Below are 25,882 nucleotides of genomic sequence, written 5' to 3' on the forward strand. Positions count from 1 at the left end.
CCAGAGACCCTTGCGATGCCCAATACCGATTTGCTCCCCCTTCTCGCCAGTGGCGAGATTGTGTCCGGCCAGGAAATTGCCGACGCTCTCGGGGTCAGCCGCACGGCGGTGTGGAAGCAGCTCAACAAGCTGGCTGAGTTTGGTCTGGATGTGGAGTCGGTGAAAGGCAAGGGCTACAGGCTAGAGGGTGGCCTCGACCTGTTGGATGCCGCAGTGATCAAGGGAGCGATGCTCCCCGCCGCGTCTTCGCTCATGTCTGCGCTGGATATACACCAGAGTATTGGCTCGACCAATGCGGAAGCGATGGCACAGGTCGATGCCGGCGTGCGCTCGGGTTACGTCTGCACCGCTGAGCAGCAATCTGCCGGCCGCGGTCGGCGCGGGCGTTTGTGGGTGAGCCCTTATGCGCGCAATCTCTATGTATCCGCTGTCTGGGAATTCCAGGGTGGCGCGGCCGCGCTGGAAGGAATGAGCCTCGCGGTAGGCGTTGCGGTGGCCCGGGCATTGGAGGCCTGCGGGGTGCCGTCAGTGCAGCTGAAGTGGCCCAATGATGTGCTCCATGAGGGGGCGAAGCTGGGCGGGATATTGTTGGAGATGACCGGCGATGCTGCCGGAACCTGCCAGGTTGTTGTCGGTATTGGCCTGAATGTCGATATGCCTGCGCAATACGCCGGCGGGATTGATCAGGCCTGGACCGATGTAAAACAAGTCAGCGGTGGAGAGCGTGTTGCGCGCAGTGAATTGCTTGCCGCATTGCTCAATGAACTCCTGCCCTTGCTGGCCGGCTTCGAGCAGGAAGGTTTCGCCCATTGGCGCCATGCCTGGGAGGCCCTGGACGCATTCGCCGACACTGAGGTCGTGCTCAGCAGCGGCGAACAAAAGATGGCGGGCACTGCGCGTGGTGTCGATGACCGAGGGGCATTGCAACTGGAAACCAGTGCGGCGGGTATCCAGGCCGTGTTTGGCGGAGAAATTTCCCTGAGGCCAAAAGCGTGAGCGTCTGTCTCCAGTTTGATGTGGGCAACAGCAGTGCGAAGTGGCGTCTGCTGAGTGAGGGTGCCGTGATAACCCGCGGCAGTTATCTGCAAGGGGATGTCGAATCACGCGACGCGCTCCTTGGCTGTGCCGAAAGCGTGGACCAGGTTTGGGTTTCCAGTGTTGCCGCAACCGGCGGCGAGAATCATCTCACGGCTTTGGTGGAGCAGCGTTGGGGGCTTTCGCCCTGGTACGCGCGCACCTCTGCCCGCAGTGGCGAGCTGGTGAACAGTTACACCGACCCCTCTCGCATGGGCGTAGATCGCTGGCTTGCCATGCTCGGGGCAAGAGCGCGTAGCACCGATCGACTGTGTGTTGTGGATGCTGGCTCGGCCCTGACTATCGACCTGGTGAGCCCGGATGGTGCGCATGAAGGCGGCTACATTATCCCGGGTGTTGCGCTGATGGAGCGTGCGCTGCTGCTGGACACTGATAGGGTGCGCTTTGATGAGGATGTGGATTACGCCTTGTCTCCGGGGCGGTCTACCGCGGAAGCTGTTCGCCACGGTGTGGCCCTGGCCCAAGTGGGGTCGGTGGCGACGGTTCTGGATAGCAGCGGAACCCGGACGCCTCAACTGTTCTTTACCGGAGGTGCCGGTGACACCTTGCGTAAAATGCTGGGTAGAGGTGGAGAGCTTGTTCCGGACCTCGTATTTGAAGGCTTGGAAGTTATGGCTCGCCAAGCCGGGCTTTGAAGGCCGCCGCTGGTTTCAACTGTAACTGTTCACCCAGGTACTCCGACCCTCCCATTGAGAGATGGGAGCGGTCGCGATAGAGCACCAGATTGCCGCGCATTGCGGTACATGTCCTGTCATTACAGAAGGCTTGATGTGTGTCCCAGACCTCGACATTCCCTTCTCCCACTTCGGCCAGTGCCTGAGCCAACACCTGTCGATAGACTTTGCTGCGCTGTCGATGCCTTGCCAGCGGGATGGTGCATGCTGACGGGGCAAATGCGGTCAGCCTCAGAGGGCGTGTATCCACACAGTTGCGCGGATCAAAGTTCAGTGACGGCCAGTCGACCACAACGACGACGTGTTTACCGCTGGCGAGAAGTCGCCGAATGCTCTCGGCGAGACCCCGGGCAAATACGTCGCGATTGCGCTTCAGCGTCGGCGCCTGCAGCGAACTGAGTGCGAATCGCGTCTGGCCCGGGTTTACATACATTGCCCCCAGTGACGAGAGATAGACCGTCTCGACACTTTCGGTTTTCGCAACCCAGTGGATAAAGGCGTTGTTTATCGCCAGGCAGATGTCGGCATTGTGGTTGTCCTGAATAGCGGTGTCGTGCAGCGGGGGGCAACCGCCTTCACCCAGCCGCATTACGCCAGTGGTTGAATCGCGATAGCGGTGGGCGAGGGCGAAAAACGTATTCGAGCTGTGGCTATCGCCGATCACAGCAATGGTGGGTGGCTTGCCGTCGCTGAGACAGCGCCCGGGTGTGCCGAATTTGCGCGAACAGTCGTCCCGTTCATGCAGATCGTGTTCTTTCCAGTAGAAATTCTCTGCCACTGGATTGAGTTCTGTTGTCCGTTCGGGCAGCCCCTTGGCGATGGCGATCGCCAGCCCGAGTGCGCCGACGGCGAGCAGCGTGCCGGCGATCGCCCAGGGTGTGAGCCGACCGGTGCGGTAGCGCAGCGGTGTCTCCAGCCAGCGATAGCTGGCCCAGGCAAGCAGCAGTGCCAGCGTAACCGCAGCGCTACGAATCAATGCAGAGGGCTCGCCGCCTTCCATGATGCGGGCGAAACTCAGCAGCGGCCAGTGCCACAGGTAGAGCGCAAAACTGATTTTACCGAGGAATACGAGTGGCGCAGCCCCGAGAGCGCGATTGACGCTGTTGCTCGCGCCGGCAGCTATGACCAGGGCGGCTCCACTCGTGGGGAGCAGTGCCCACCAACCGGGAAAGACGCTGTTTTTATCGATCAGGGTGACCGCCAGCACGAGGAGGAGTATCCCGGGGATGGCGGCGGCAGCGCCCAGTGGCTCGAGCTTACCTCGTGTTTGCAACCAGGCCAGCAGTGCACCCAGCAGGAGTTCCCAGGCGCGAAAATGCGGCAGAAAGAACGTGGCGGCCCTGTCGTCAGTGAGAAGAACTCCTAGAGAAAAAGACACCGGTAGCAGTGCCAGTATCAGCATGCCTGCTTTGATTCCCACCCGGCCCATAAGCAGCAGCGTCAATGGCCAGACCAGGTAGAACTGTTCTTCAACTCCGAGCGACCAGAGGTGGAGTAATGGTTTGAGCTTACTGTCGTTGTCGAAATAGCCCGCTTCAGTCCAGAACAGCAGGTTGGGAACAAACGTGGACGCAGCGGCGGTATGTTCGCCCAGTTGCGCGTACTCAGCGGGCAGCAGGGCGAAGTAGCCAAAGCCGAGGCAGAACAGCAGGACGGGAATGAGTGGCGGCAAAATGCGCTGGACCCTGCGGCGATAGAAACCCGCCAGTGAGAATTCGCCTCGCTCGAAACTCTCGAGAATGATGCGGGTGATCAGGTAGCCGGAGATAACAAAAAATATATCCACGCCGACAAAACCGCCGGGCAACAGGCTGGGGAAGGCATGGTAGACAAGCACCGCGAGAATTGAGAATGCGCGCAGGCCATCTATGTCAGGCCGGTATGAGAGGTGTTGTTGGCTCATGACTATGTGCGGTAGCGAAGATCGATGCTGTAGCGATCTTCCATCCAGGCTATGTCGGAGGCCGCCAGCTCAGCGACACGCTGACTCGCTTCCGCGGAGGCGCAAAACGTTTCACCGGGTATTGCTGCCAGGCGGCGTACTTCTTGCGCGCAGCGCGCTGGGTTGGCTCTGCCTTCGATGAACGCAGGGAGCTGTTCGTTGTACGCGCTGAGTTGGCGTGCGGCCTCGGCGCTCATGCTGGTATTGGATGCTCGCTCCCTTTCGAACAGGCTGTCTTGCTCGATTGCCAGCTCAGCCAGCAGTGCGGCTGCAAGCCCTGACGGATGCTCCGTGGCGCGGTGGAAACTGTAGGCGAGGACCGAGCTGCGTCCGAAAATGTTCTCCAGCTGGGTAAATTTCTCGCGCAAGCGATGGTGGGGTGGATGGGTATTCAGGTTTTCCAGTTTTGCGCCGATGCGCAGCCGTTGCTGCATTTCACTGGCAAGTGCGTGCACCGGGTGGCGGATGCAGGCGATGACGGTGATATTCTCTGCCAGTTCCTGGCACCAGAGTTTGAGGCTCTCCAGGTCTTCTTGCTGAAAATGGGTCACGACCTCGGCGGAGAGCAGTAGGCGGGTTGCGGACGTTGCAGTGAATCCGGCGTGCAGCGCCTTTAGAGTCGTGCGATTGTAGTGCGCAATTTCCTCTTCTGAGGTCAGGCCTCTCGCTGCGAGCCTGCGCCGGGCGCGCGGAAACTCGCAAAACAGGGCTCTCAGGTAGGGGGAGTGATTGCCGTCGAAATGCACCCGGTCCGGAAATATGTGCGGAAAGTGCAGGTCGCAGTTGGATTCCAGTAGCGCCGCTTCCCGGGCAAAAGCCCGCTGCACCGAGGTGGTGCCAGTTTTATCCAGTCCTATGTGCAGGTAGCAGTGTTTGAAGCGTGGCAGTGAGCTCATCTTGCAGGGGCAGGACTCTAGCGGTCAGGCGAGTAATCATAGGCCTTCAGCTCCTGCGCATAAATAGCGGATATCAATGATTTTGACTCGTCGGTCATGAAATTCTCATACGTGAAGCGTAATCCCTGCTGCATCAGCGAGTTCAGCCCGGCGAAATTCATTCCCGCCAGGCTCTCTCCGGCGTAGATTGGCTGCAACTGCTCGCCAAAGCTTCGGTTGAGCTTGTTGTTTGCCGTTTCGCGTATACGGCGTTCGAGATCGAGTTGATCGAAGCTTTCTTCAAAGATGGTTCGATAGATGGCGAGAAGATCCTCGATGGGATCCTCGATCCGGTAATAGGCATCGAGTGCAAATTTTGCATTCCACTGCGGCTCGAAGTGTATGTCTAGCGGCCGCCGCTGTCTTAATGCCTGTTCCAGGTAGCGCAGAAACTCGATGAAACTAAAGCCTTGGTCGAAGTTGGGCGCGCGGCCCAGAAAACCGAATACAGGTTTGAAGATCCACTGCATATGGTCCTGTTTGCGGAAGCGCTGTTCCACCGGGGCGTTTATCTCGACGCACTTATCCAGGTACGCGCTGACCATTCTGGGAAATGGGTGGCGCACAATGGTGTAGCTGAACGAGTTACAGCTGCGCCCAATCGCCATGGGGTGGAAGTGCTGGAACGCGTTGTGAATATCCACCGCGCCGTTCACCTCGCCGGGCAGTTCGCCCCGATGAAGTTCGACGAAAAGGCTTCGGTAAGTGCTGCTGGCACTCTTGGGATTGAAGTAATAGGTATAGCGGTATTCTGCGCTCGCCAGAGGAATCATCCGTGTCCCCGAAATGGTCTTTTTTTGAGAAAATAGACAATTTCGACGGCGTTGGCAATATCGAAGGGGGGTAATGTTAGCGCCCCGGTGATGGTGCGCAGGGCGGTTCTGCTGTCTACTGGAATACGTTAGTATCTTTTCGTTTTTAATCGTTATCTATGGGGGAGTCTGCAAGCAGGCAAGGGTCGTTTTTTCATTTTTCCTGATCTTGGTGATTTGGTCAGGTCAAGCCTCTGCGGCGGCCTATCGCACGGTCGTAGATTGGGTGCCGGACACCACCATCATTCTAGGCTACTCCGGCGAGACCGCTGATGGTACCCAGTACATCGACTTCGAATTCGACCTTGATGCCTTCGCCGGTGATCCGGCGACGGGTTTTGACGACCTTGATAACGACGTGGATGGGTTGCTTGACGCCCCCCGCGCCAGTGGCACTGCATACGGTACCTTCGTCAACGGTACTAGTGGCAGGATCAGCTTGACCCGGAATGAGTCGGGAACTCGCATACTGGCCCAGAGTGTACTTTCCGACAGCTTTACCCAGTCGACTGAGGAGTTACCGCCCGCCGCTGTGCCGGTGATGCCCCCCCCCTGGGGGGTTGGCTTACTGCTGCTGGGCCTGCTGGTTCTAGTCAGGCGGACTCAATTGGCGTAGCGCCCGGCCGTTGAGAGATGTGCATATTTTGAAGGGTCTTCCTTCTATATACACCTGGCTCACAGGTAAAGCATCTTTGCCGGCTGTCGCTGCCCATTGGAGCTCGCCAAGCAGGAGGGGACGCATTATTCTATGTCCATGAAAAGCCCATTAAAGAAAATGGTTGCGCACCTGTTGGGGCGCAACTCGTTCCGAGTCGAGGGCAAGAAGGTCCGGTTGCGGGCGCTGCCCCGGGAGCAGTACGAGAGCCTGTCAGCACTCAAGTGTTGTATCTGGTACAACCAGCACGGGGGCTATTGCCTCCCCGAGTCCTCGCTGCACCGCACCGCACCGCACCGCGCAAGGTGCTGCGCGGTGAAGTCTATGAGCCTGCGACGCTGGAGTTCATGATGGAGCGCTGCGGGGACGGCGACATCGTCCACGCTGGTACTTATTTCGGTGACTTTTTGCCGGCCCTCGGGGGCAGTTGCGGTCCTGCCGCCAAGATTTGGGCCTATGAGCCGAATCCCGAAAACTTCCGCTGCGCCAGGGTGACCCTCTTGATCAACGATCTCGATAACGTGGTCCTGCGCAATGCCGGACTGGGCGCCGCGGAGGATTCCCTGGTGATGCGTGTGCGCGACAGTGAGGGCACGGCACTCGGTGGCAAGAGCCACGTGGTTACTACTGGCAGCTTCGATGCCACCACTGATGTGACGGTGGATATCGTGACGGTGGATGCCACAGTCCCGGAGGATCGACATGTATCAATTTTGCAGCTCGATGTGGAAGACCAGGAGCAGCCTGCACTGGCGGGCGCAATTCGGACTATTCGCCGGTGTCGCCCGATCGTGATCCTTGAGATTCGCGAGGGCAATGACCTGCTGCAAAGCACCTGGTTCGCCGAGTCGATACTTGCCCTGGGCTACCGGGAGTCTGGGAGGCTGCACGGTAACACCGTGTTTGAATGTCCCGTCCCGCCAGTTCAGGATCCGGATTCAACCTCGATTTAACAGGCTTCTCCGATTGCATCCCCCCAAACCTATTGCATCCCCCCGCCCCTTCCCCTGGAGGCGCCCGTATGTGAGTCAGGAGGTTCAATCCATATTGCCCAATGATCAGGTACAAAAAAAACCTGCATAGTGGCGGGGGTTCCTTGGTTGCTAAGAGGCGTTATTTCCTGCGGCGGGAGTACATGCCCAAGAGGCCGATTAGCGTTGCAAGGATTCCGATTCCCCACCCCGTCATTACCGGCACAGCTTTTGTCGGTTCCGTTGCTTCGCCTTGAGGTGCAGCCGATGGGATGACGAGAGCGCGAATTGTTACCAAGCCGTGGCTCCTGGCCCCCGCCAACTCGTTTACCTGGTCAGTGCCGCCATTGTAGGATCCGCCGCCCCCGCCGGGATTGTTCTCGATGGAGCCGTTAGTGCAGTCATCACCATCTGCGCCGCCGCCGCCGGAGAAGCCGCCGCCACCGCCGCCTCCCATATTGTCGGATCCGCCGCCGCCCCCGCCGCCGAAGCCTCCATCGCCACCTTCGTCGTTGTCATCGTATCCGCGTAATCCTCCCTCGCCGCCATTTCTGGGGGAGCGTCCGCCATCACCTACGGCTGTTGTATCGTACTCATTTGCTGGGTCGCCGCGATAGTCGTAGTCCGTTGGGTTATGGCCGCCAGTTCCGTCGGTGAGCCAGCCAGCTCCCGCTCCCGCCCAGTAGCTGCTGCCGCCTTCAAATGGATAATTACCCAAACCCCCGTTGCCGCCAGCACCACCGTTGTCCACGGTGTCTCCGTTGACTCCCGAGGCTTTGTTGCCGCCGGTCGTCAGGCTGGCATTCTGCAGGCTTGTATCTACGACTTCACAGTTGGAGCCCGAACCGCCGCCACCGGCAGCCAGTAGTGGGAGTGGGTCGGCCGAGTTGCGGTAGACGAAGGTACCGCCACCGCCCCCGGGTGCGGCATTTTCCCAGTCGTCGTCAGTTTCGACATCCTGTTGCGTGTCGCCGCCCATCTGGCCTACCAGCACATGTAATGTCTCGCCAGCTGTCAGTTCAAATGTACCCTGTAGGCTGGCGCCGAAGCCGCCGGGAGAGGGTGTACCGCTGCCTTCTTCTCCCGAGTACTGCTGGGTGCCGCCGGCCGCGCCGTCAGCTTCAATAAGGTAGGTGCCCGTTTCAGGAACAACCCAGGCCTGGATGCCGCCACTAACGGTGACAGTGCTCTCCAGCGTGGTGCCAGCGTATTCTGTGTTGCAATCACTCTGGCCTGGACCCAGCCGGCCTTCGGCATCGCAGTTAGTAAACTGGTAGGACTGGGCGTTTGCGTGTTGGGCGAATGCCATGCCCAGGGCGATGGCGCTTAACGGGAAAATTTTCATGGGAGTGTGCATTACTATTATCCTCGGCGGTGGGACGTCGTGAGCACTATATAAGCTAGACCAGCCGAGGCCCGGGAGCAAGGGCATAAAACGGCAACTTTCTACCCGGTAGCTCCCAAAACTATTGCATCCCCACATCCCTTCACATAGAATTGCCCGCCGTTGAGAGAGGTGCATATTTTGAAGGCTCTTCCTTCTATATATACCTATCTCACAGGTTTGGATTTGGCTGGCGTAGCTCAGTAGGTAGAGCAGCTGATTTGTAATCAGCCGGTCGGGGGTTCGATTCCTCTCGCCAGCTCCATTCCAGCTCCGTTTTTCTCTCTCGACTTTGCTCTATCTTGCGGGCCCATGGCTGCGGTAGAAGAGCGCCTGAAGCGGTATTTCAGGGCGGCTCAGAAAGTGTGTGTAAGTCGATATTTTTATTGGGATAAGCGGTTGACATCAGGGGTGGTCATCCGGACAATATGCCGCCTTCTGGAGGGGTTCCCGAGTGGCCAAAGGGATCAGACTGTAAATCTGACGCGAAAGCTTCGGTGGTTCAAATCCACCCCCCTCCACCATATTTTGACGAGCCAGGGATCTGGTTCGGAAATAAGACCCGAAAGGGCATAAAAGTTAGATTTTGCGGTGCCGCGGGTATAGTTCAATGGTAGAACCTCAGCCTTCCAAGCTGATGATGCGGGTTCGATCCCCGCTACCCGCTCCAGAGTTGGAAGCTTGAGGCTCATATAGCTCAGTCGGTAGAGCACTTCCTTGGTAAGGAAGAGGTCACCGGTTCAAATCCGGTTATGAGCTCCATTTCTGCTTTTAGTGTTTGTTTTTGTTAGGTTTTTAACTAAGTGGTTGACACGGCTACGGCCGGCGTAAACAGGAGATTGTCGTAATGGCAAAAGAAACTTTTGAACGTACTAAGCCCCACGTAAACGTGGGCACCATCGGTCACGTTGACCACGGTAAAACTACCCTGACAGCGGCCCTGACTCGCGTCTGTGCTGAAGTATGGGGCGGTGAGATGGTTGCCTTTGATGGCATCGATAACGCACCGGAAGAGCGTGAGCGTGGTATCACCATCGCGACTTCCCACGTTGAATACGACTCTCCGGATCGTCACTACGCACACGTTGACTGTCCTGGACACGCCGACTACGTGAAGAACATGATCACCGGTGCTGCTCAGATGGACGGCGCGATCCTGGTTTGTGGCGCCACTGATGGCCCCATGCCCCAGACTCGCGAGCACATCCTGCTGTCTCGCCAGGTAGGCGTACCTTACATCGTTGTATTCATGAACAAGGCTGACCTGCTGGCTGAAGATTGCGGCGGCGCGGACACTGAAGAATACGAAGAGATGAAAGAGCTGGTAGAAATGGAGCTGCGTGAGCTGCTTGACCAGTACGAATTCCCCGGTGACGACACTCCCATCATCTGTGGTTCCGCCCTGATGGCGCTGAACGGCGAAGATGACAACGAGCTGGGCACCACTGCTGTGAAGAAGCTGGTTGAGACTCTGGATTCTTACATCCCTGAGCCCGAGCGTGCTATTGACCAGTCATTCCTGATGCCTGTTGAAGATGTGTTCTCTATCTCCGGTCGCGGTACTGTTGTAACCGGTCGCGTAGAGCGTGGCATCATCAAGGTTGGTGAAGAGATTGAAATCATCGGCATCAAGGACACTCAGACCACTACTTGTACTGGTGTTGAGATGTTCCGCAAGCTGCTCGACGAAGGTCGTGCTGGTGAGAACGTCGGTATTCTGCTGCGTGGCACCAAGCGTGAAGAAGTTGAGCGTGGCCAGGTTCTGGCGCACCCCGGTACTGTAAACCCTCACACCAAGTTTGAAGCTGAGGTTTACATTCTGTCCAAGGAAGAAGGTGGTCGTCATACACCTTTCTTCAAGGGCTACCGTCCGCAGTTCTACTTCCGTACCACTGACGTTACCGGCGCATGCGAACTGCCCGAGGGCGTTGAGATGGTAATGCCTGGTGACAACGTACAGATGGTTGCCACTTTGATCGCGCCTATTGCGATGGAAGAAGGCCTGCGCTTCGCGATCCGCGAAGGTGGCCGTACAGTTGGCGCTGGTGTTGTAGCTAAAATCATCGAGTAATCGTTGATCTTCGCGGCGGGAACTTCGGTTGCCGCCACGAGTCAGACCAAGCCGAACCGCTTGAAAGAGCAGTTCGGCTTCGTCGTCTAAATGAAAGAATTAGGCCAGTAGCTCAATTGGCAGAGCAGCGGTCTCCAAAACCGCAGGTTGGGGGTTCGATTCCCTCCTGGCCTGCCATTTTATGGCAGGGGCGCCGATCGGGCGCTTTGCATTGGAAATAACTGTAGGCGCTCCTTCGGTGCGTTATGCGCGGCTAAAGCCGGGCCTGCAGAAAAGGATATATGAATGAGTGCTGAAACTAGCGCGAGCCGTTTCGATGGGCTGAAGTGGCTTGTTGTCTTCGCCCTGATAGGCGTAGCGGTTGTCGGCAACAGTATGTACGCAGACCAGTCACTGCTTTACCGCGTGCTGGGTATTGTTGCGCTCGGAATTGTTGCTGCTCTGGTAGCCTTGCAAACCGCCAAAGGTGCGGCTTTCTGGGCACTGGTGAAAGGTTCGCGTACCGAGATTCGCAAGGTTGTCTGGCCTACGCGTCAGGAAACTGTGCAAACCACGATGATCGTGGTGGTATTTGTGTTGTTGGTGGCGCTGCTGCTCTGGGGCTTGGATAGCTTCCTGGGTTGGCTGGTGTCGCTGGCAATTGGGTAAAGACAGGTAGAAGGGTTAGCGATGTCAATGCGTTGGTATGTAGTTCACGCCTATTCCGGTTATGAGAAGAAAGTCGCGACTGCCCTGAAAGAGCGCATCGAACTGCACAACATGCAGGACCGTTTTGGCGAAGTCCTGGTTCCCACTGAAGAAGTGGTTGAGATGCGTGGCGGTCAGAAGCGTCGCAGCGAGCGCAAGTTCTTCCCCGGCTACGTGCTGGTGCAGATGGAACTTGCTGACGAGACCTGGCACCTGGTCAAGGAAACCCCTCGCGTGATGGGTTTCATCGGCGGCAAGGCTGATGCCCCGGCCCCGATTACCGAGGCAGAGGCTGAAGCTATTCTGCAGCGCGTGGAAGACGGTGTGGAAGCGCCGCGTCCCAAGACATTGTTCGAGCCCGGCGAGATGGTGCGGGTTATCGATGGTCCCTTCAACGACTTCAACGGAGTCGTGGAAGAGGTCAATTACGAGAAGAGTCGCCTGAATGTGGCGGTCCTCATTTTCGGACGATCCACTCCGGTGGAGCTGGAATTTGGTCAGGTCGAGAAGGCCTGATTTGTTAGTGTCTGCCCCGCGCAAGCGGGATGGACGAAAGTAACTTAATGGGGAGTCATAGTAGGCGCCAGCCGAAAAGACGTTTGAACCCGGGAGTAAACTAATGGCTAAGAAAGTCGAAGCTTATATCAAGCTGCAAGTGCCTGCTGGTCAGGCCAACCCAAGCCCCCCCGTGGGTCCGGCTCTGGGTCAGCACGGTGTGAACATCATGGAATTCTGTAAGGCGTTCAACGCCGAGACCCAGGGCACTGAGCCCGGTCTGCCGATTCCTGTTGTCATTACTGTGTATGGCGACCGTTCATTTACCTTTATCAAGAAGACGCCTCCGGCTTCTGTTCTGCTGCGCAAAGTCGCCAAGATCAAGAAGGGCTCCGGCACCCCCAACACCACCAAGGTTGGCAAGGTGAACCGTGAGCAACTGGAAGAAGTCGCTAACATGAAGTGGCCTGACCTGACGGCTGCTGACATGGACGCTGCTGTGCGCACTATCGCCGGATCTGCCCGCAGTGCCGGTATCGATACTGAAGGGGTGAACTAAGATGGCCAAGCTGAGCAAGCGCCAGAAGGCGTTCAAGGAAAAAGTTAACCCTGAGAAGGCTTACCCGCTGGAAGAAGCAGTAAGCATGCTCAAGGAACTGGCGACTGCCAAGTTCAACGAGACTGTTGAAGTCGCGGTGAATCTGGGTATCGACGCGCGTAAATCTGACCAGGCTGTTCGCGGCGCAACCACGCTGCCTCACGGCACCGGTTCCGACGTTCGCGTAGCGGTTTTCACCCAGGGTGATGCTGCTGAGAAGGCCAAGGCTGCCGGCGCTGACCTGGTAGGCATGGAAGACCTGGCGGAACAAATCAAGGGCGGCATGATGGACTTCGATGTTGTCATAGCCTCTCCCGACGCCATGCGCGTTGTTGGCCAGCTGGGCCAGGTACTGGGTCCCCGCGGCCTGATGCCTAACCCCAAGACTGGCACCGTGACTCCCGATGTTGAGACTGCGGTTAATAACGCCAAGGCCGGCCAGGTGCGTTACCGCACCGACAAGAATGGCATCGTTCACGGCGGAATCGGCAAGATCGATTTCGAACTGGACGCCATTCGCGGCAACCTGGAAGCAGTACTGGCTGACCTGAGAAAGGGCAAGCCCGCTGCAGCCAAGGGTATCTACATGAAGAAAATCTCCCTGAGCACCACTATGGGCCCAGGTGTAGTTATCGACCAGGCGTCGTTGGAAGGATAATTGTTGAGCCGCCCCCAAAAAGGGCGGTTTCTCAAGGCTTTTCCACGGAAGGAGAAGCGGTAGATCGGAGCGAACCCACAGGTTTCAACCGGTCCACTTTGAGGTCTTTGGACAAGGCAGGGCGCGAGCCCACTAGCTGAGAACTAAAGACCATCAAAGACCGTAGGTGCCAAAGCTGATGCGGTTTATCAGTGGCGGTTTAATCGCGGTGAGCTCTTCGGAGCAGAGCCAAAGCCTACGCAGATGGTGAAAGTGTTCACCACGCGAGCAGTACTTGCATAGATTTGTAAGTACACATGTAAAGCAACCCAGGAGTATATCCAGTGGCAATAGGACTCGAAGACAAGAAAGCGATCGTAGCTGAAGTTAACGAGACAGCCACCAGTGCACTGTCCCTCGTTATCGCGGATGCCCGCGGTGTTGAGGTAGACGGCATGACTGCTCTGCGCAAAGAAGCGCGTGAAAACCAGGTGACCCTGCGTGTAGTACGCAACACCCTGGCCAAGCGAGCTTTGGAAGGAACTGATTACGAGTGTGTTAATGACACTCTGGCCGGTCCCTCCCTGTTCGGTTTTTCTATGGAAGACCCGGGCGCAGCAGCACGAATCTTTAAAGACTTCGCGAAAGACAACGAAGAATTTGAAGTTAAAGCATTGGCGGTAAGTGGCCAGATGCTGGGTGCTGAGCAATTGGATGTTCTGGCTAAGCTGCCTACGCGCGATCAGGCACTCTCTATGTTGATGAGTGTTATGCAAGCGCCGGCAACCAAGCTGGTACAGACCATGAACGAAGTACCTGGAAAACTGGTTCGCACACTCGCAGCAGTACGCGATCAGAAGGAAGCGGCGGCGTAAGCCCCCTCCCGAATATTTTATCAGCTAGATAGGAGACGAAAGTCATGTCTAAAGAAGACATTTTGAATGCAATTGCAGAAATGAGCGTAATGGAAGTTGTTGAGCTCATCGAAGCAATGGAAGAGAAGTTTGGTGTTACCGCTGCTGCAGCTGTTGCTGCTGCACCGGCTGCTGCTGGCGGCGACGCTGGTGCTGCTGCAGAAGAACAGACCGAGTTTGACGTGGTTCTGACTTCTGCTGGTGACAAGAAAGTTAACGTCATCAAAGTAGTACGTGCAGTAACTGGTCTTGGCCTGAAAGAAGCCAAGGGCCTGGTCGACGGCGCACCTTCCCCCATCAAGGAAGGCGCAAGCAAAGACGAAGCCGAAGACATCAAGAAGCAGCTGGAAGAAGCCGGCGGCGCTGCAGAACTCAAGTAAGTTCTGCAATCGTCCGAGCCACCACGGGTGGCCGGACAAGGACAAGGCTGGTGGAGCGGAAGCCCACCGGCCTTTTCCCGCTTCATGCGGGCAAGATTTTAAACAAGCTGGGGAGTACTGATGGCATACTCGTACACTGAGAAAAAGCGCATTCGCAAAGATTTCGGCATGCTGCCGAAGGTAATGGACGTTCCTTACCTGCTAGCGATTCAACTCGATTCATACCGTAAATTTACCCAGCAGGGTGTTCCACTTGATAAGCGCGGCGCCTATGGCCTGCACGCGGCTTTCAAATCCGTATTCCCCATTGTCAGCTACTCCGGTAACGCTGCGCTGGAATACGTAGATTACGCACTGGGCACTCCTGTATTTGACGTCAACGAATGTCAGCTGCGCGGTGTGACTTACTCCTGCTCCCTGCGAGTGAAAGTGCGCCTGATCATTTACGATAAGGACTCGTCCAACAAGACCATCAAGGACATCAAGGAACAGGAAGTCTACATGGGGGAGATACCCCTGATGACTGACAACGGTACCTTCGTCATCAATGGTACCGAGCGTGTCATCGTGTCCCAGTTGCACCGTTCGCCCGGTGTATTCTTCGACCACGACAAGGGCAAGACTCACTCATCTGGCAAGCTGCTGTACAGCGCCCGGGTGATTCCCTACCGTGGTTCCTGGCTGGACTTTGAGTTCGATCCCAAAGACATGGTTTACGTGCGTATCGATCGCCGCCGCAAGTTGCCGGCGACGGTATTGTTGCGCGCCCTGGGTTACCAGGCCGAGGAAATCCTCGACATGTTCTACGACGCGAACACCTTCCACCCCGATGGGGAAGGTAACTTCACCATGACCTTGATTCCCGAGCGCTTGCGCGGGGACGTCGCCGCCTTTGATATCAAGGCCGGTAAGAAGGTCGTGGTAGAACAAGGTCGTCGTATTACTGCACGCCACATCCGTGAGTTGGAAAAAGCCAACATCACCGAGCTGGAAGTACCTGCGGAATACCTCAACGGTCGCTCCCTGGCCAAGAATGTCGTCGACGAGAAAACCGGCGAGATTCTGGTTGAGTGCAACACCGAGCTGTCTGAAGAAGTACTGGCCCAATTGGACGAAGCTGGCGTCAAGGAAATCAAGACCTTGTACACCAATGAGCTGGACTGTGGTCCGTTCATCTCCGACACACTGCGCCTGGACACAACACGCAATGAACTGGAAGCGCTGGTAGAAATCTACCGTATGATGCGCCCCGGTGAGCCGCCCACCAAGGAGTCGGCTGAAAACCTGTTCCAGAATCTGTTTTTCTCCTCCGACCGTTATGACCTGTCTGCGGTTGGCCGGATGAAGTTCAACCGTCGTCTGGGTCGTGATGAAGTGACCGGCGAAGGCATCCTGGATAAAGAAGACATCGTTGCAGTACTGTCTACCCTCGTGTCTATCCGGAACGGTAAAGGCATTGTCGATGATATCGACCACCTGGGTAATCGCCGCGTGCGCTCTGTGGGTGAAATGGCCGAAAACCAGTTCCGCGTTGGCCTTGTGCGCGTCGAGCGTGCCGTCAAGGAACGCCTGTCGATGGCAGAGAGCGAAGGCCTCATGCCGCAAGACTTGATCAACGCCAAGCCGGTTTCTGCGGCAGTCAAGGAGTTCTTCGGCTCCAGCCAGCTGTCCCAGTTTATGGACCAGAACAACCCGCTGTCTGAGGTAACTCACAAGCGTCGCGTATCGGCTCTCGGCCCAGGTGGCCTGACTCGTGAACGCGCTGGCTTTGAGGTTCGCGACGTACACCCGACCCACTATGGTCGCGTCTGTCCGATTGAAACCCCTGAAGGCCCGAACATCGGATTGATCAACTCACTGGCGACCTACGCTCGTACCAACGAGTACGGTTTCCTTGAAAGCCCCTACCGCAAGGTGGTGGACGGTGTTGTGACCGACGATATCGAATTCCTGTCTGCGATTAACGAAGCTGAGCACGTGATTGCCCAGGCTTCTGCGCCGCTGGACAAGAAAAACAACTTTGTTGAAGACCTGATCAACGTACGTCACCTCAACGAGAACACGCTGAAGACTGCGGAAGACGTCGATTACATGGACGTCTCCCCCAAGCAGGTAGTGTCCGTGGCGGCAGCACTGATCCCGTTCCTCGAGCACGATGACGCGAACCGCGCCCTGATGGGCTCGAACATGCAGCGCCAGGCTGTACCCACACTGGTGAGTGATAAGCCATTGGTAGGTACCGGTATGGAGCGCCATGTTGCCGCTGACTCCGGTGTCTGCGTGGTGGCCAAGCGTGCCGGTGTCATCGACTCCGTCGACGCCAGCCGCATTGTGGTACGTGTTAACGACAAGGACGTGGGTGTCGACGAGGCGCCGGTTGATATTTACAACCTGACCAAATACACCCGTTCTAACCAGAACACCTGCATCAACCAGCGCCCGATCGTAAAGACCGGTGATGCTGTTGGTCGCGGCGACATTCTGGCAGACGGCCCGTCCATCGATATGGGCGAGCTCGCTCTTGGCCAGAACATGCGTATCGCATTCATGCCCTGGAACGGTTACAACTTTGAGGATTCCATCCTCGTCTCCGAGCGGGTGGTGAAAGAAGATCGCTTCACCACTATTCACATCCAGGAGCTGACCTGTATTGCGCGTGACACCAAGCTTGGGCCCGAGGAAATTTCCTCAGACATCCCCAATGTTGGTGAGAGCGCACTGGCCAAGCTGGACGAATCCGGCATCGTTTACATCGGTGCCGAGGTAGAGGCTGGCGACATTCTGGTAGGCAAGGTAACCCCCAAAGGGGAAACCCAGCTGACGCCGGAAGAGAAACTGCTGCGTGCCATCTTCGGCGAGAAGGCCTCGGACGTTAAAGATACCTCCCAGCGTGTGCCTTCCAGCACCAAGGGTACGGTAATCGACGTTCAGGTGTTCACCCGCGATGGTCTCGAGAAGGACGCCCGCGCCCTGCAGATCGAGAAGCACCAGCTGGACGAATACCGCAAGGACCTGAAAGAAGAGTTCCGTATCTTCGAAGAAGCGACCTTCGCGCGTCTGGCTAACCTGATCAAGAACAAGGCCACCGTCTCTGGCGCCGGCCTGACCAAGGGCACCAAGCTTACCGAGAAAGTTCTGAGCGAACTGGATCGCGAGCAGTGGTTCAAGCTGAAGCTGTCTGAAAGCGAACTGAACGACGCCCTGGCCTCTGCCCAGCGTCAGCTTGTTGAGCAGGAAAAACTGCTGGAAGAGCGGTTCGAAGACAAGAAAGGCAAACTGCAATCCGGCGATGACCTGGCGCCTGGCGTACTCAAGATCGTCAAGGTTTACCTGGCAATCAAACGTCGCATTCAGCCCGGTGACAAGATGGCTGGACGTCACGGTAACAAGGGTGTGATCTCCGTGATCATGCCGGTCGAGGACATGCCCTACGACGAGAACGGCGAGCCGGTAGATATCGTGCTCAACCCACTGGGTGTACCGTCGCGTATGAACGTGGGTCAGATCCTTGAAACGCACCTGGGTATGGCAGCGAAAGGTCTTGGCGACAAGATCAACGTCATGATCGAAGAGCAGAAGAAAGTCGCCGAGGTACGCAAGTTCCTCGAGGCAATCTACAACAACGGAGCTGGTCGCGTAGAAGACATCAAGTCTTTCAGCGACGAGGAAGTCTTTGAACTGGCCCGCAACCTGTCTGGTGGTGTGCCCATGGCAACCCCTGTATTTGACGGTGCAGCGGAATCCCAGATCAAGGACCTGTTGAAACTTGCCGACCTGCCTGACAGTGGTCAGTTCACTTTGTACGACGGCCGTACCGGCGATTCTTTCGATCGTCCTGTAACGGTTGGTTATATGTACATGCTGAAGCTGAACCACCTGGTGGATGACAAGATGCACGCCCGTTCCACTGGTTCTTACAGCCTCGTTACTCAGCAGCCGCTGGGTGGTAAGGCACAGTTCGGTGGCCAGCGCTTCGGTGAGATGGAAGTGTGGGCCCTGGAGGCCTACGGTGCAGCGTACACCCTGCAGGAGATGTTGACCGTTAAGTCGGATGACGTCGCCGGCCGGACCAAGATGTACAAGAACATTGTTGATGGTGACCATCGGATGGAGCCGGGCATGCCCGAGTCCTTCAATGTGTTGGTTAAGGAAATTCGTTCCCTCGGGATCGATATCGAGCTCGAAAGCGAGTAACTGGCCAACAACGAATACGTGGAGGAATAGCCTTGAAAGACCTACTAAATCTGCTTAAAGCCCAGGGCCAGACAGATGAGTTCGATGCCATACGCATCGGCCTAGCTTCCCCGGAGATGATCCGCTCCTGGTCCTTTGGTGAAGTGAAAAAGCCCGAAACCATTAACTACCGGACATTCAAGCCGGAACGTGATGGCCTGTTCTGTGCCAAGATCTTTGGCCCGGTGAAGGACTACGAGTGTCTGTGCGGCAAGTACAAGCGCCTGAAGCACCGTGGTGTGATTTGTGAGAAGTGTGGCGTTGAAGTTGCGCTGGCGAAAGTTCGCCGTGAGCGCATGGGCCACATCGAGCTGGCGAGCCCCGTTGCTCACATCTGGTTCCTGAAGTCACTGCCATCCCGCATCGGCCTGCTGCTGGACATGACCCTGCGCGACATCGAGCGTGTACTCTACTTCGAAAGCTACGTGGTAACTGACCCGGGTATGACTACCCTGGAGCAGGGCCAGTTGCTGTCCGATGAGCAGTACTACGAAGCGATGGAAGAATTCGGTGACGAATTCGCTGCCAAGATGGGTGCCGAAGCTGTCCAGGACCTGATGATTCAGCTGGACCTGAATCACGAGATCGCCACCTTGCGTGAAGAGATCCCGGCCACTAATTCCGAGACCAAGATCAAGAAGCTGTCCAAGCGCCTGAAGCTGATGGAAGCTTTCGCCAACTCCGGCAACAAGCCCGAGTGGATGGTCTTGAACGAGCTGCCCGTGCTGCCGCCGGATCTGCGTCCGCTGGTACCGTTGGACGGTGGTCGTTTTGCGACTTCCGACCTCAACGATCTGTATCGCCGGGTGATCAACCGTAACAACCGTCTGAAGCGTCTGCTGGACCTCAACGCGCCCGATATCATCGTGCGCAACGAGAAGCGCATGCTGCAGGAATCTGTAGACGCGCTGTTGGACAACGGCCGTCGCGGACGTGCCATCACAGGCTCTAACAAGCGCCCCCTCAAGTCACTGGCTGACATGATCAAGGGTAAGCAGGGTCGTTTCCGTCAGAACCTGCTCGGTAAGCGCGTGGACTACTCCGGTCGTTCCGTGATCGTGGTTGGTCCCACCCTGCGTCTGCATCAGTGTGGCCTGCCCAAGAAGATGGCGCTTGAACTGTTCAAGCCGTTCATTTTCGGCAAGCTTGAGGCTCGTGGCCTGGCAACTACCATTAAAGCCGCCAAGAAAATGGTCGAGCGCGAACCGCCGGAAGTGTGGGATATCCTCGCCGAGGTTATCCGTGAGCACCCCGTGCTGCTGAACCGTGCACCGACGCTTCACCGTCTCGGTATCCAGGCCTTTGAGCCGGTACTGATTGAAGGTAAGGCGATCCAGCTGCACCCGCTGGTTTGTGCCGCCTACAACGCTGACTTCGACGGCGACCAGATGGCGGTACACGTACCGCTGACCCTGGAAGCCCAGCTGGAAGCGCGCGCCTTGATGATGTCTACCAACAACATCCTGTCGCCCGCCAACGGTGAGCCCATCATCGTACCTTCCCAGGACGTGGTACTGGGTCTGTACTACATGACCCGCGAGCGCATTAATGCCAAGGGCGAGGGCACACTGTTTGCCGACGTTTCCGAAGTGCATCGCGCCTACGTGGCTGGTCACGTGCACCTGCAGGCTCGCGTCCGCGTTCGTGTAACCGAGACAGTGGTTCAGGATGAGGGCGACCCCATCACCCGCACCTTTGTCGCAGAGACGACTGTCGGCCGTGCACTGTTGTGGGAGATTGTTCCCGCCGGTATCGCCTTTGACATGGTGAACCAGGACATGGCCAAAAAGCCTATCTCCCGGATCATCAACCAGTGCTACCGTGCGGTAGGCCTGAAGGCGACGGTTATCTTCGCTGACCGGCTGATGTACACCGGCTACGAGTACTCCACTCGCTCCGGTGCGTCTATCGGCGTAAACGACTTCGAAATTCCCGAGGAAAAGGCAGTGCTGATCGAGCACGCCGAAGCCGAAGTGAAGGAAATCGAACAGCAGTACGCAGCCGGCCTGGTAACCCAGGGCGAGAAGTACAACAAGGTGATCGATATCTGGTCCCGCGCCAACGACCTGATCTCCAAGTCGATGATGGAAGGCCTGTCCAAAGAGACAGTGATTAACCGCGATGGCGAGGAAGAAGAGCAGGCGTCGTTTAACTCCGTCTACATCTACGCTGATTCTGGCGCACGTGGTTCGCCCGCCCAGATCCGTCAGCTCGCCGGTATGCGCGGCCTGATGGCGAAGCCGGATGGCTCTATCATTGAAACGCCCATTGTGGCGAACTTCCGTGAAGGCCTGAACGTGTCGCAGTACTTTATCTCTACTCACGGTGCTCGTAAGGGTCTGGCGGATACCGCTCTGAAGACCGCGAACTCCGGTTACCTGACCCGTCGTCTGGTAGACGTCGCCCAGGATCTGGTAGTGACTGAAGACGATTGCGGCACAGACGCCGGCCTGCTGATGACTCCGGTTATCGACGGTGGTGACATCATTGAATCCCTGGGTGACCGGGTGCTGGGCCGTATTGTGGCTCGCGATGTGATGAAGCCTGGTTCCGAAGACGAGATCGCTATCACTGCAGGCACCATGCTGGACGAGTTGTGGATCAAGCGTCTGGAAGAGATGAGCATCGACGAGATCGAGGTTCGCTCCCCGATTACTTGTGAAACCCGTCACGGTATCTGTAGCGCCTGTTACGGTCGCGACCTGGCACGCGGTCATCGCGTGAACATGGGCGAGGCAATCGGTGTTGTGGCAGCCCAGTCTATCGGTGAACCCGGTACCCAGCTGACCATGCGTACCTTCCACATTGGTGGTGCGGCATCCCGGGCAACTGCCCAGGACAACATCCAGGTAATGAACGACGGTACCGTTCGTATTCACAACCTCAAGACGGTAGAGAACACTGACGGTAACCTGGTGGCAGTGAGCCGCTCCGGTGAGCTGTCGCTGCTCGATACCCGCGGCCGGGAGCGTGAGCGTTACAAGCTGCCCTACGGTGCCGTACTCAAGGTCAAGGACAACGAGGAAGTGGCCGCTGGCGCCATCGTTGCCAACTGGGATCCCCATACACACCCGATCATCACCGAGGTGGCTGGTACTGTGAAGTTCAGCGGTATGGAAGAGGGTATTACCATCAGGCGTCAGACTGACGAATTGACTGGTCTGTCCTCTATCTCTGTGACCGATCCGGCAGAGCGTCCCGCTGCAGGCAAGGATATCCGTCCCGCCGTGACTCTGGTTGACGATAAGGGCGAGGAATTGTGTCTGGCAGGTACCAACGTACCGGCCCACTACTTCCTGCCTGCGCTTGCAATGGTGAGCATGGAAGACGGTGCCAAGATCGGCGCGGGTGACGTTATCGCCCGCATCCCGCAGGAAGGTTCCAAGACCCGTGATATCACCGGTGGTCTGCCCCGTGTTGCCGATCTGTTCGAAGCGCGTAAGCCGAAAGAACCTGCCATCCTGGCAGAGATCTCCGGCACCGTTTCTTTCGGCAAGGAAACCAAGGGCAAGCGTCGTCTGGTGATTACACCGACCGATGGCAAGCCGATGGCCGATGGCAGCGATCACTACGAAGTGCTGATTCCCAAGTGGCGCATCATGAGTGTCTTCGAGGGTGAGTTTGTGGATAAGGGTGAAGTGGTCTCTGAAGGCCCACCCAGCCCCCACGATATTCTGCGCCTCAAAGGTATCGAAGAACTGGCCAAGTACATCGTCAATGAGATCCAGGAGGTTTACCGCCTGCAGGGTGTGAAGATCAACGATAAGCACATCGAGGTGATTGTTCGCCAGATGCTGCGTAAGGTGATCATTACTTCCAGCGGCGACTCCACCCTGATCAAGGGCGAGCAGGTCGAGTACACGACTCTGTTGGAAGAGAACGAGCGCCTGTTGGCCGAGAGCCTTGTGCCTGCCGCTGGCGAGCGCGAGCTTCTGGGTATCACCAAGGCCTCGCTGGCTACCGAGAGCTTCATCTCCGCGGCCTCCTTCCAGGAGACTACTCGCGTGCTGACCGAAGCTGCAGTAACCGGTAAGCGCGATTACCTGCGCGGCCTGAAGGAAAACGTGGTCGTTGGCCGCCTGATTCCTGCCGGTACTGGTCTTGCTTACCACGAAGAGCGTAAGCGCAACCGCGAAGCGGATTCCGATATGGCAGTTTCTGCTCAGGAAATCGAAGCGGCACTCACCGAGGCGCTGCAAGCGGACAGCTAAGTCACGCTGTACTCCCTATCGAAGGGGCGATGAGGAAACTCATCGCCCCTTTTTTCTGCGCGTTGCTATAGGGATGTCGACACTTGAACAATTCCCTGCTTGGACTAGCCTGATAAAGGCGTATTCGGGGCAGGGACGTCCACCCGGGGTTTAAAACCTGGATGGAGACCTGCGTCTTGAAAGCGCTGCGTTACTTCTTTTTTCCTCTCCGTCCGATAAATCGCATACCCATGCAAAAGAGGAAAGCTCTATGAAAATCAGAACAATAGCAGTAGCGGTAACATTCGCGGCGGGACTTTCTCCACTCGGGGCTATGGCTCAGGACAAGGCGCCGGCAGTTGTGCCGGTAGAATTGTTCGCTTGCACCTTCAAGGAAGACAAGGGCTGGAAGGACCTCGATAGCGTTAATAAGAGATTTGCAAAGTGGTCGAAGAAGAATGATGGCAGTTATAGCGCCTGGACAATTTCACCCCAATTCCGGCAGAACGACGGCGAATTCGATGTAGGCTGGATTGGCTCCTGGGCAACTGGCGCAGAAATGGGCAAGGGCATGGATAACTGGATGAGCGGAAATGACGGCATCGGCGAAGATTTTGGAGACGTCATCGACTGCAGTCATTCACTGGTGTCCTCCGTGCCTGTGCATGCACCTAAAGGGCCACCCAAGAGCGATGGTATTGTCTGGTTCTCCAGCTGCACGTTGGAAGAGGGCAGTGACTCACGCAAGGCCTTCGAAGCGCACAAGAAGTTTTCCTCGATGATGGCCGACATGGGAGGCAAGGGTCAGGCCTGGCTGATGTATCCCGTGTTCGGGTTTAGTGACATCAAATTCGACTATTACTCAGTGGTGAGTTTCGATAATTACGGGGAACTGGGAGAAGCCTGGCACAACTATACCAACGGTGGAGGCTACGCGAAGCATCAGCAAACAATGGCTGGTGTCGCGAGCTGCGACAGCCCCAGGGTGTATGACGCCAAGGTGGTTGTACTGGGCAGCGACTGATTTCGTGCAGGCAAAAAAAAAGCCGGCGTAAGCCGGCTTTTTTCATGAGGAGTAACGCTTAGCCCTTGGCTTTGCGCTCCTTAACTTCAGCGACTACCTCTTCCGCTACGTTAGCGGGGCAAGGCATGTAGTGGCTGAACTCCATGGAGAACTGACCACGACCTGAAGTGATGGTACGCAGGTGGCCAATGTAGCCGAACATCTCGGACAGAGGCACGTCAGCCTTGATGCGAACGCCAGTGGCGCCTGCGTCCTGGTCCTTGATCATGCCGCGACGACGGTTCAAGTCACCGATAACGTCACCAACGTGATCGTCTGGAGTGAACACGTCTACCTTCATGATGGGCTCGATCAGCTGTGCACCGGCCTTGGGCATGGACTGGCGGAAAGCGCCTCTGGCTGCCAGTTCGAAGGCGATGGCCGAGGAGTCAACGGCGTGGAAACCACCGTCGTACAGCTCAATCTCAACGTCCAGAACGGGGAAGCCGGCGACGGTACCTTCGCCCATCATGCCCTTGAAGCCTTTCTCAATAGCGGGGAAGAATTCCTTGGGTACGTTACCGCCCACAACGCTGGAGGAGAACGCAAAGCCGGAACCGGGTTCGCCTGGCTTGATCTTGTAGTCGATCTTACCGAATTGGCCTGAACCACCAGACTGCTTCTTGTGGGTGTAGGAATCGTCCACTTCCGTGGTGATGGTTTCGCGGTAGGCAACCTGTGGCTTACCAACTTCCAGCTCAACGCCGTAGGTACGCTTGAGGATGTCGACCTTCACGTCCAGGTGCAGTTCGCCCATGCCGCGCAGAATGGTCTCACCGGAATCTTCATCGGTCTCAACGCGGAACGAGGGATCTTCGGCAACCATCTTGCCGATAGCGATACCCATTTTTTCGGCGCCACCCTTGTCTTTAGGTGCGACGGCGATGGAGATCACCGGCTCAGGGAAGACCATGGCTTCCAGGGTGCAGGGGTTCTTCTGATCACACAGGGTGTGGCCAGTCTGTACGTTCTTCATACCGACGATCGCGAGGATGTCGCCTGCTTGAGCCGCGTCAAGTTCGTTGCGGTCGTTGGCGTGCATCTCAACCATTCGGCCGATACGTTCTGTTTTGCCGGTGGCTGAGTTGAGGATGGTGTCACCCTTGTTCAGTGTGCCGGAGTAGATACGTACGAAGGTCAGGGCGCCGAAACGGTCATCCATGATTTTGAACGCCAGGGCGCGTAGGGGCTCTTCGGCACTAACCGTAGCAACTTCGCCAGTGGGCTCACCGGTTTCGTCGGTCAGCGGCTGGGCGTCAACTTCGGTGGGGCTGGGCAGGTAGTCGACAACGGCGTCGAGTACCAACTGAACACCTTTGTTTTTGAATGCGGAACCACAGTAAGTGGGGAAGAAGTCCAGCTTGCGTGTACCTTCGCGGATGCAGCGCTGGATGTCTTCCATGGCAGGCTCGTTGCCTTCCAGATACTGTTCCATGATCTCATCGTCCTGCTCGACGGCAGTTTCGATCAGCTTCTCGCGCCACTCTTCAACATCGTCAACCATGTCAGCGGGGACATCGGTGATTTCGAAGTTTTCGGGGTTGTCGTTGTCGGCCCAGACGTGTGCCTTGCGAGTCAGCAGATCGACGACGCCAATAAAGTCGTCTTCGCGGCCGATGGGCAGCACCATCACCAGCGGATTGGCACCCAGTACGTCTTCTACCTGCTTAACCACGCGGTAGAAGTCGGCACCGATACGGTCCAGCTTGTTGACGAAAATGAGTCGTGAAACTTCTGATTCGTTAGCGTAGCGCCAGTTGGTCTCGGACTGGGGCTCTACACCGCCGGAGCCACAGAAAACGCCAACGCCGCCATCGAGTACTTTCAGGGAACGGTAAACTTCAACGGTGAAGTCAACGTGTCCTGGAGTGTCGATGATGTTCAGGCGGTGGTCTTTCCAGAAACAGGTGGTAGCCGCAGACTGAATAGTAATGCCGCGCTCCTGTTCCTGCTCCATGAAGTCGGTGGTGGCAGCGCCATCGTGTACTTCACCGGTTTTATGGATCTTACCGGTGAGCTTCAGGATACGCTCTGTGGTGGTGGTTTTGCCCGCATCAACGTGGGCGAAAATACCAATATTCCTGTACAGGGATAAGTCAGACATTGGGTCTCTCAATCGTTCAAAGTTTGGTCAGAAAAATTTTGC

General features: G+C 56.9%; 19 protein-coding genes and 5 tRNA genes. 19 read left to right on the forward strand and 5 right to left on the reverse strand.

Annotated elements, in window-relative coordinates:
* The first annotated feature begins 15 nt into the window (after positions 1-15).
* Together birA and EY643_RS03045 are read left to right on the forward strand one after the other, a co-directional pair.
* Positions 16-996 carry a bifunctional biotin--[acetyl-CoA-carboxylase] ligase/biotin operon repressor BirA gene (gene birA, locus EY643_RS03040; RefSeq protein WP_152660824.1) on the forward strand — a complete coding sequence of 327 codons (981 nt, stop codon included), beginning with the start codon at positions 16-18 and terminating at the stop codon, positions 994-996.
* Positions 993-1,730 (forward strand): type III pantothenate kinase, encoded by a 738-nt coding sequence (locus EY643_RS03045; RefSeq protein ID WP_205743134.1) that lies wholly within the window; start codon positions 993-995, stop codon positions 1,728-1,730. The genes birA and EY643_RS03045 overlap by 4 nt, the downstream gene beginning before the upstream one ends.
* On the opposite strand, the gene EY643_RS03050 is transcribed toward EY643_RS03045, so the two are convergent.
* The 3 genes from EY643_RS03050 to EY643_RS03060 are packed head-to-tail and all read right to left on the reverse strand — an operon-like array spanning position 1,705 to position 5,419.
* A complete protein-coding gene (locus tag EY643_RS03050) occupies positions 1,705-3,672 on the reverse strand; it encodes an acyltransferase family protein (RefSeq protein ID WP_152660825.1) in 1,968 nt (655 codons plus the stop codon). The genes EY643_RS03045 and EY643_RS03050 overlap by 26 nt on opposite strands.
* 2 nt (positions 3,673-3,674) lie before the next feature.
* Entirely contained in the window at positions 3,675-4,607 is a 933-nt protein-coding gene (locus tag EY643_RS03055; protein ID WP_152660826.1) for a hypothetical protein, read from the reverse strand.
* 17 nt (positions 4,608-4,624) lie between these two features.
* Entirely contained in the window at positions 4,625-5,419 is a 795-nt protein-coding gene (locus EY643_RS03060) for a sulfotransferase family 2 domain-containing protein (protein WP_152660827.1), read from the reverse strand.
* 211 nt (positions 5,420-5,630) lie between these two features.
* On the opposite strand from EY643_RS03060, the gene EY643_RS03065 reads away from it, so the two are divergent.
* Both EY643_RS03065 and EY643_RS03070 read left to right on the forward strand, forming a co-directional pair.
* A complete protein-coding gene (locus tag EY643_RS03065; RefSeq protein ID WP_152660828.1) occupies positions 5,631-6,074 on the forward strand; it encodes a hypothetical protein in 444 nt (147 codons plus the stop codon).
* A 296-nt stretch (positions 6,075-6,370) separates the two neighbouring features.
* Complete coding sequence (locus EY643_RS03070) at positions 6,371-7,066, forward strand: FkbM family methyltransferase (RefSeq protein WP_152660829.1); 696 nt, start codon at positions 6,371-6,373, stop codon at positions 7,064-7,066.
* Between the two features lie 160 nt (positions 7,067-7,226).
* Here EY643_RS03070 and EY643_RS03075 read toward each other — a convergent pair whose 3' ends face one another.
* Entirely contained in the window at positions 7,227-8,429 is a 1,203-nt protein-coding gene (locus tag EY643_RS03075) for a hypothetical protein (RefSeq protein ID WP_205743135.1), read from the reverse strand.
* Between the two features lie 228 nt (positions 8,430-8,657).
* On the opposite strand from EY643_RS03075, the gene EY643_RS03080 reads away from it, so the two are divergent.
* The 15 genes from EY643_RS03080 (at position 8,658) to EY643_RS03150 (ending at position 23,697) form a co-directional block, all read left to right on the forward strand.
* Positions 8,658-8,733: transfer RNA gene (locus EY643_RS03080), tRNA-Thr, on the forward strand.
* Positions 8,734-8,908: 175 nt separating this feature from the next.
* Positions 8,909-8,992: transfer RNA gene (locus EY643_RS03085), tRNA-Tyr, on the forward strand.
* 72 nt (positions 8,993-9,064) lie between these two features.
* A tRNA-Gly gene (locus tag EY643_RS03090) sits at positions 9,065-9,138 on the forward strand.
* Positions 9,139-9,154: 16 nt separating this feature from the next.
* Positions 9,155-9,230 (forward strand) — tRNA-Thr (locus EY643_RS03095).
* A gap of 85 nt (positions 9,231-9,315) precedes the next feature.
* Positions 9,316-10,539 carry an elongation factor Tu gene (gene tuf, locus EY643_RS03100; RefSeq protein WP_152660830.1) on the forward strand — a complete coding sequence of 408 codons (1,224 nt, stop codon included), beginning with the start codon at positions 9,316-9,318 and terminating at the stop codon, positions 10,537-10,539.
* A 101-nt stretch (positions 10,540-10,640) separates the two neighbouring features.
* A tRNA-Trp gene (locus EY643_RS03105) sits at positions 10,641-10,716 on the forward strand.
* A 108-nt stretch (positions 10,717-10,824) separates the two neighbouring features.
* The gene (secE, locus tag EY643_RS03110) at positions 10,825-11,187 is read left to right on the forward strand and encodes a preprotein translocase subunit SecE (RefSeq protein WP_084200953.1); all 363 of its coding nucleotides are present in this window, start codon (positions 10,825-10,827) and stop codon (positions 11,185-11,187) included.
* Positions 11,188-11,208: 21 nt separating this feature from the next.
* Complete coding sequence (gene nusG, locus EY643_RS03115; RefSeq protein ID WP_152660831.1) at positions 11,209-11,742, forward strand: transcription termination/antitermination protein NusG; 534 nt, start codon at positions 11,209-11,211, stop codon at positions 11,740-11,742.
* 103 nt (positions 11,743-11,845) lie between these two features.
* Positions 11,846-12,280 (forward strand): 50S ribosomal protein L11, encoded by a 435-nt coding sequence (gene rplK, locus EY643_RS03120; protein WP_152660832.1) that lies wholly within the window; start codon positions 11,846-11,848, stop codon positions 12,278-12,280.
* 1 nt (position 12,281) lies between these two features.
* Entirely contained in the window at positions 12,282-12,977 is a 696-nt protein-coding gene (gene rplA, locus EY643_RS03125; protein WP_152660833.1) for a 50S ribosomal protein L1, read from the forward strand.
* Positions 12,978-13,300: 323 nt separating this feature from the next.
* Positions 13,301-13,831: a 50S ribosomal protein L10 gene (rplJ, locus tag EY643_RS03130; protein WP_152660834.1), complete on the forward strand. Its 531-nt coding sequence runs from the start codon at positions 13,301-13,303 to the stop codon at positions 13,829-13,831.
* A 44-nt stretch (positions 13,832-13,875) separates the two neighbouring features.
* Positions 13,876-14,250 carry a 50S ribosomal protein L7/L12 gene (gene rplL, locus EY643_RS03135; RefSeq protein WP_152660835.1) on the forward strand — a complete coding sequence of 125 codons (375 nt, stop codon included), beginning with the start codon at positions 13,876-13,878 and terminating at the stop codon, positions 14,248-14,250.
* 120 nt (positions 14,251-14,370) lie between these two features.
* Complete coding sequence (gene rpoB / locus EY643_RS03140) at positions 14,371-18,444, forward strand: DNA-directed RNA polymerase subunit beta (protein ID WP_152660836.1); 4,074 nt, start codon at positions 14,371-14,373, stop codon at positions 18,442-18,444.
* 32 nt (positions 18,445-18,476) lie between these two features.
* Positions 18,477-22,694, forward strand: a complete 4,218-nt coding sequence (gene rpoC, locus EY643_RS03145) for a DNA-directed RNA polymerase subunit beta' (RefSeq protein ID WP_152660837.1) — start codon at positions 18,477-18,479, stop codon at positions 22,692-22,694.
* A gap of 250 nt (positions 22,695-22,944) precedes the next feature.
* Complete coding sequence (locus EY643_RS03150; RefSeq protein WP_152660838.1) at positions 22,945-23,697, forward strand: hypothetical protein; 753 nt, start codon at positions 22,945-22,947, stop codon at positions 23,695-23,697.
* 58 nt (positions 23,698-23,755) lie between these two features.
* On the opposite strand, the gene fusA is transcribed toward EY643_RS03150, so the two are convergent.
* On the reverse strand, positions 23,756-25,840 hold the full coding sequence (gene fusA, locus EY643_RS03155) for an elongation factor G (protein WP_152660839.1): 2,085 nt from the start codon (positions 25,838-25,840) through the stop codon (positions 23,756-23,758).
* Positions 25,841-25,882: the final 42 nt, after the last annotated feature.

Origin of the sequence: Halioglobus maricola (genome assembly GCF_009388985.1) — a bacterium.
Taxonomy (GTDB): domain Bacteria; phylum Pseudomonadota; class Gammaproteobacteria; order Pseudomonadales; family Halieaceae; genus Halioglobus; species Halioglobus maricola.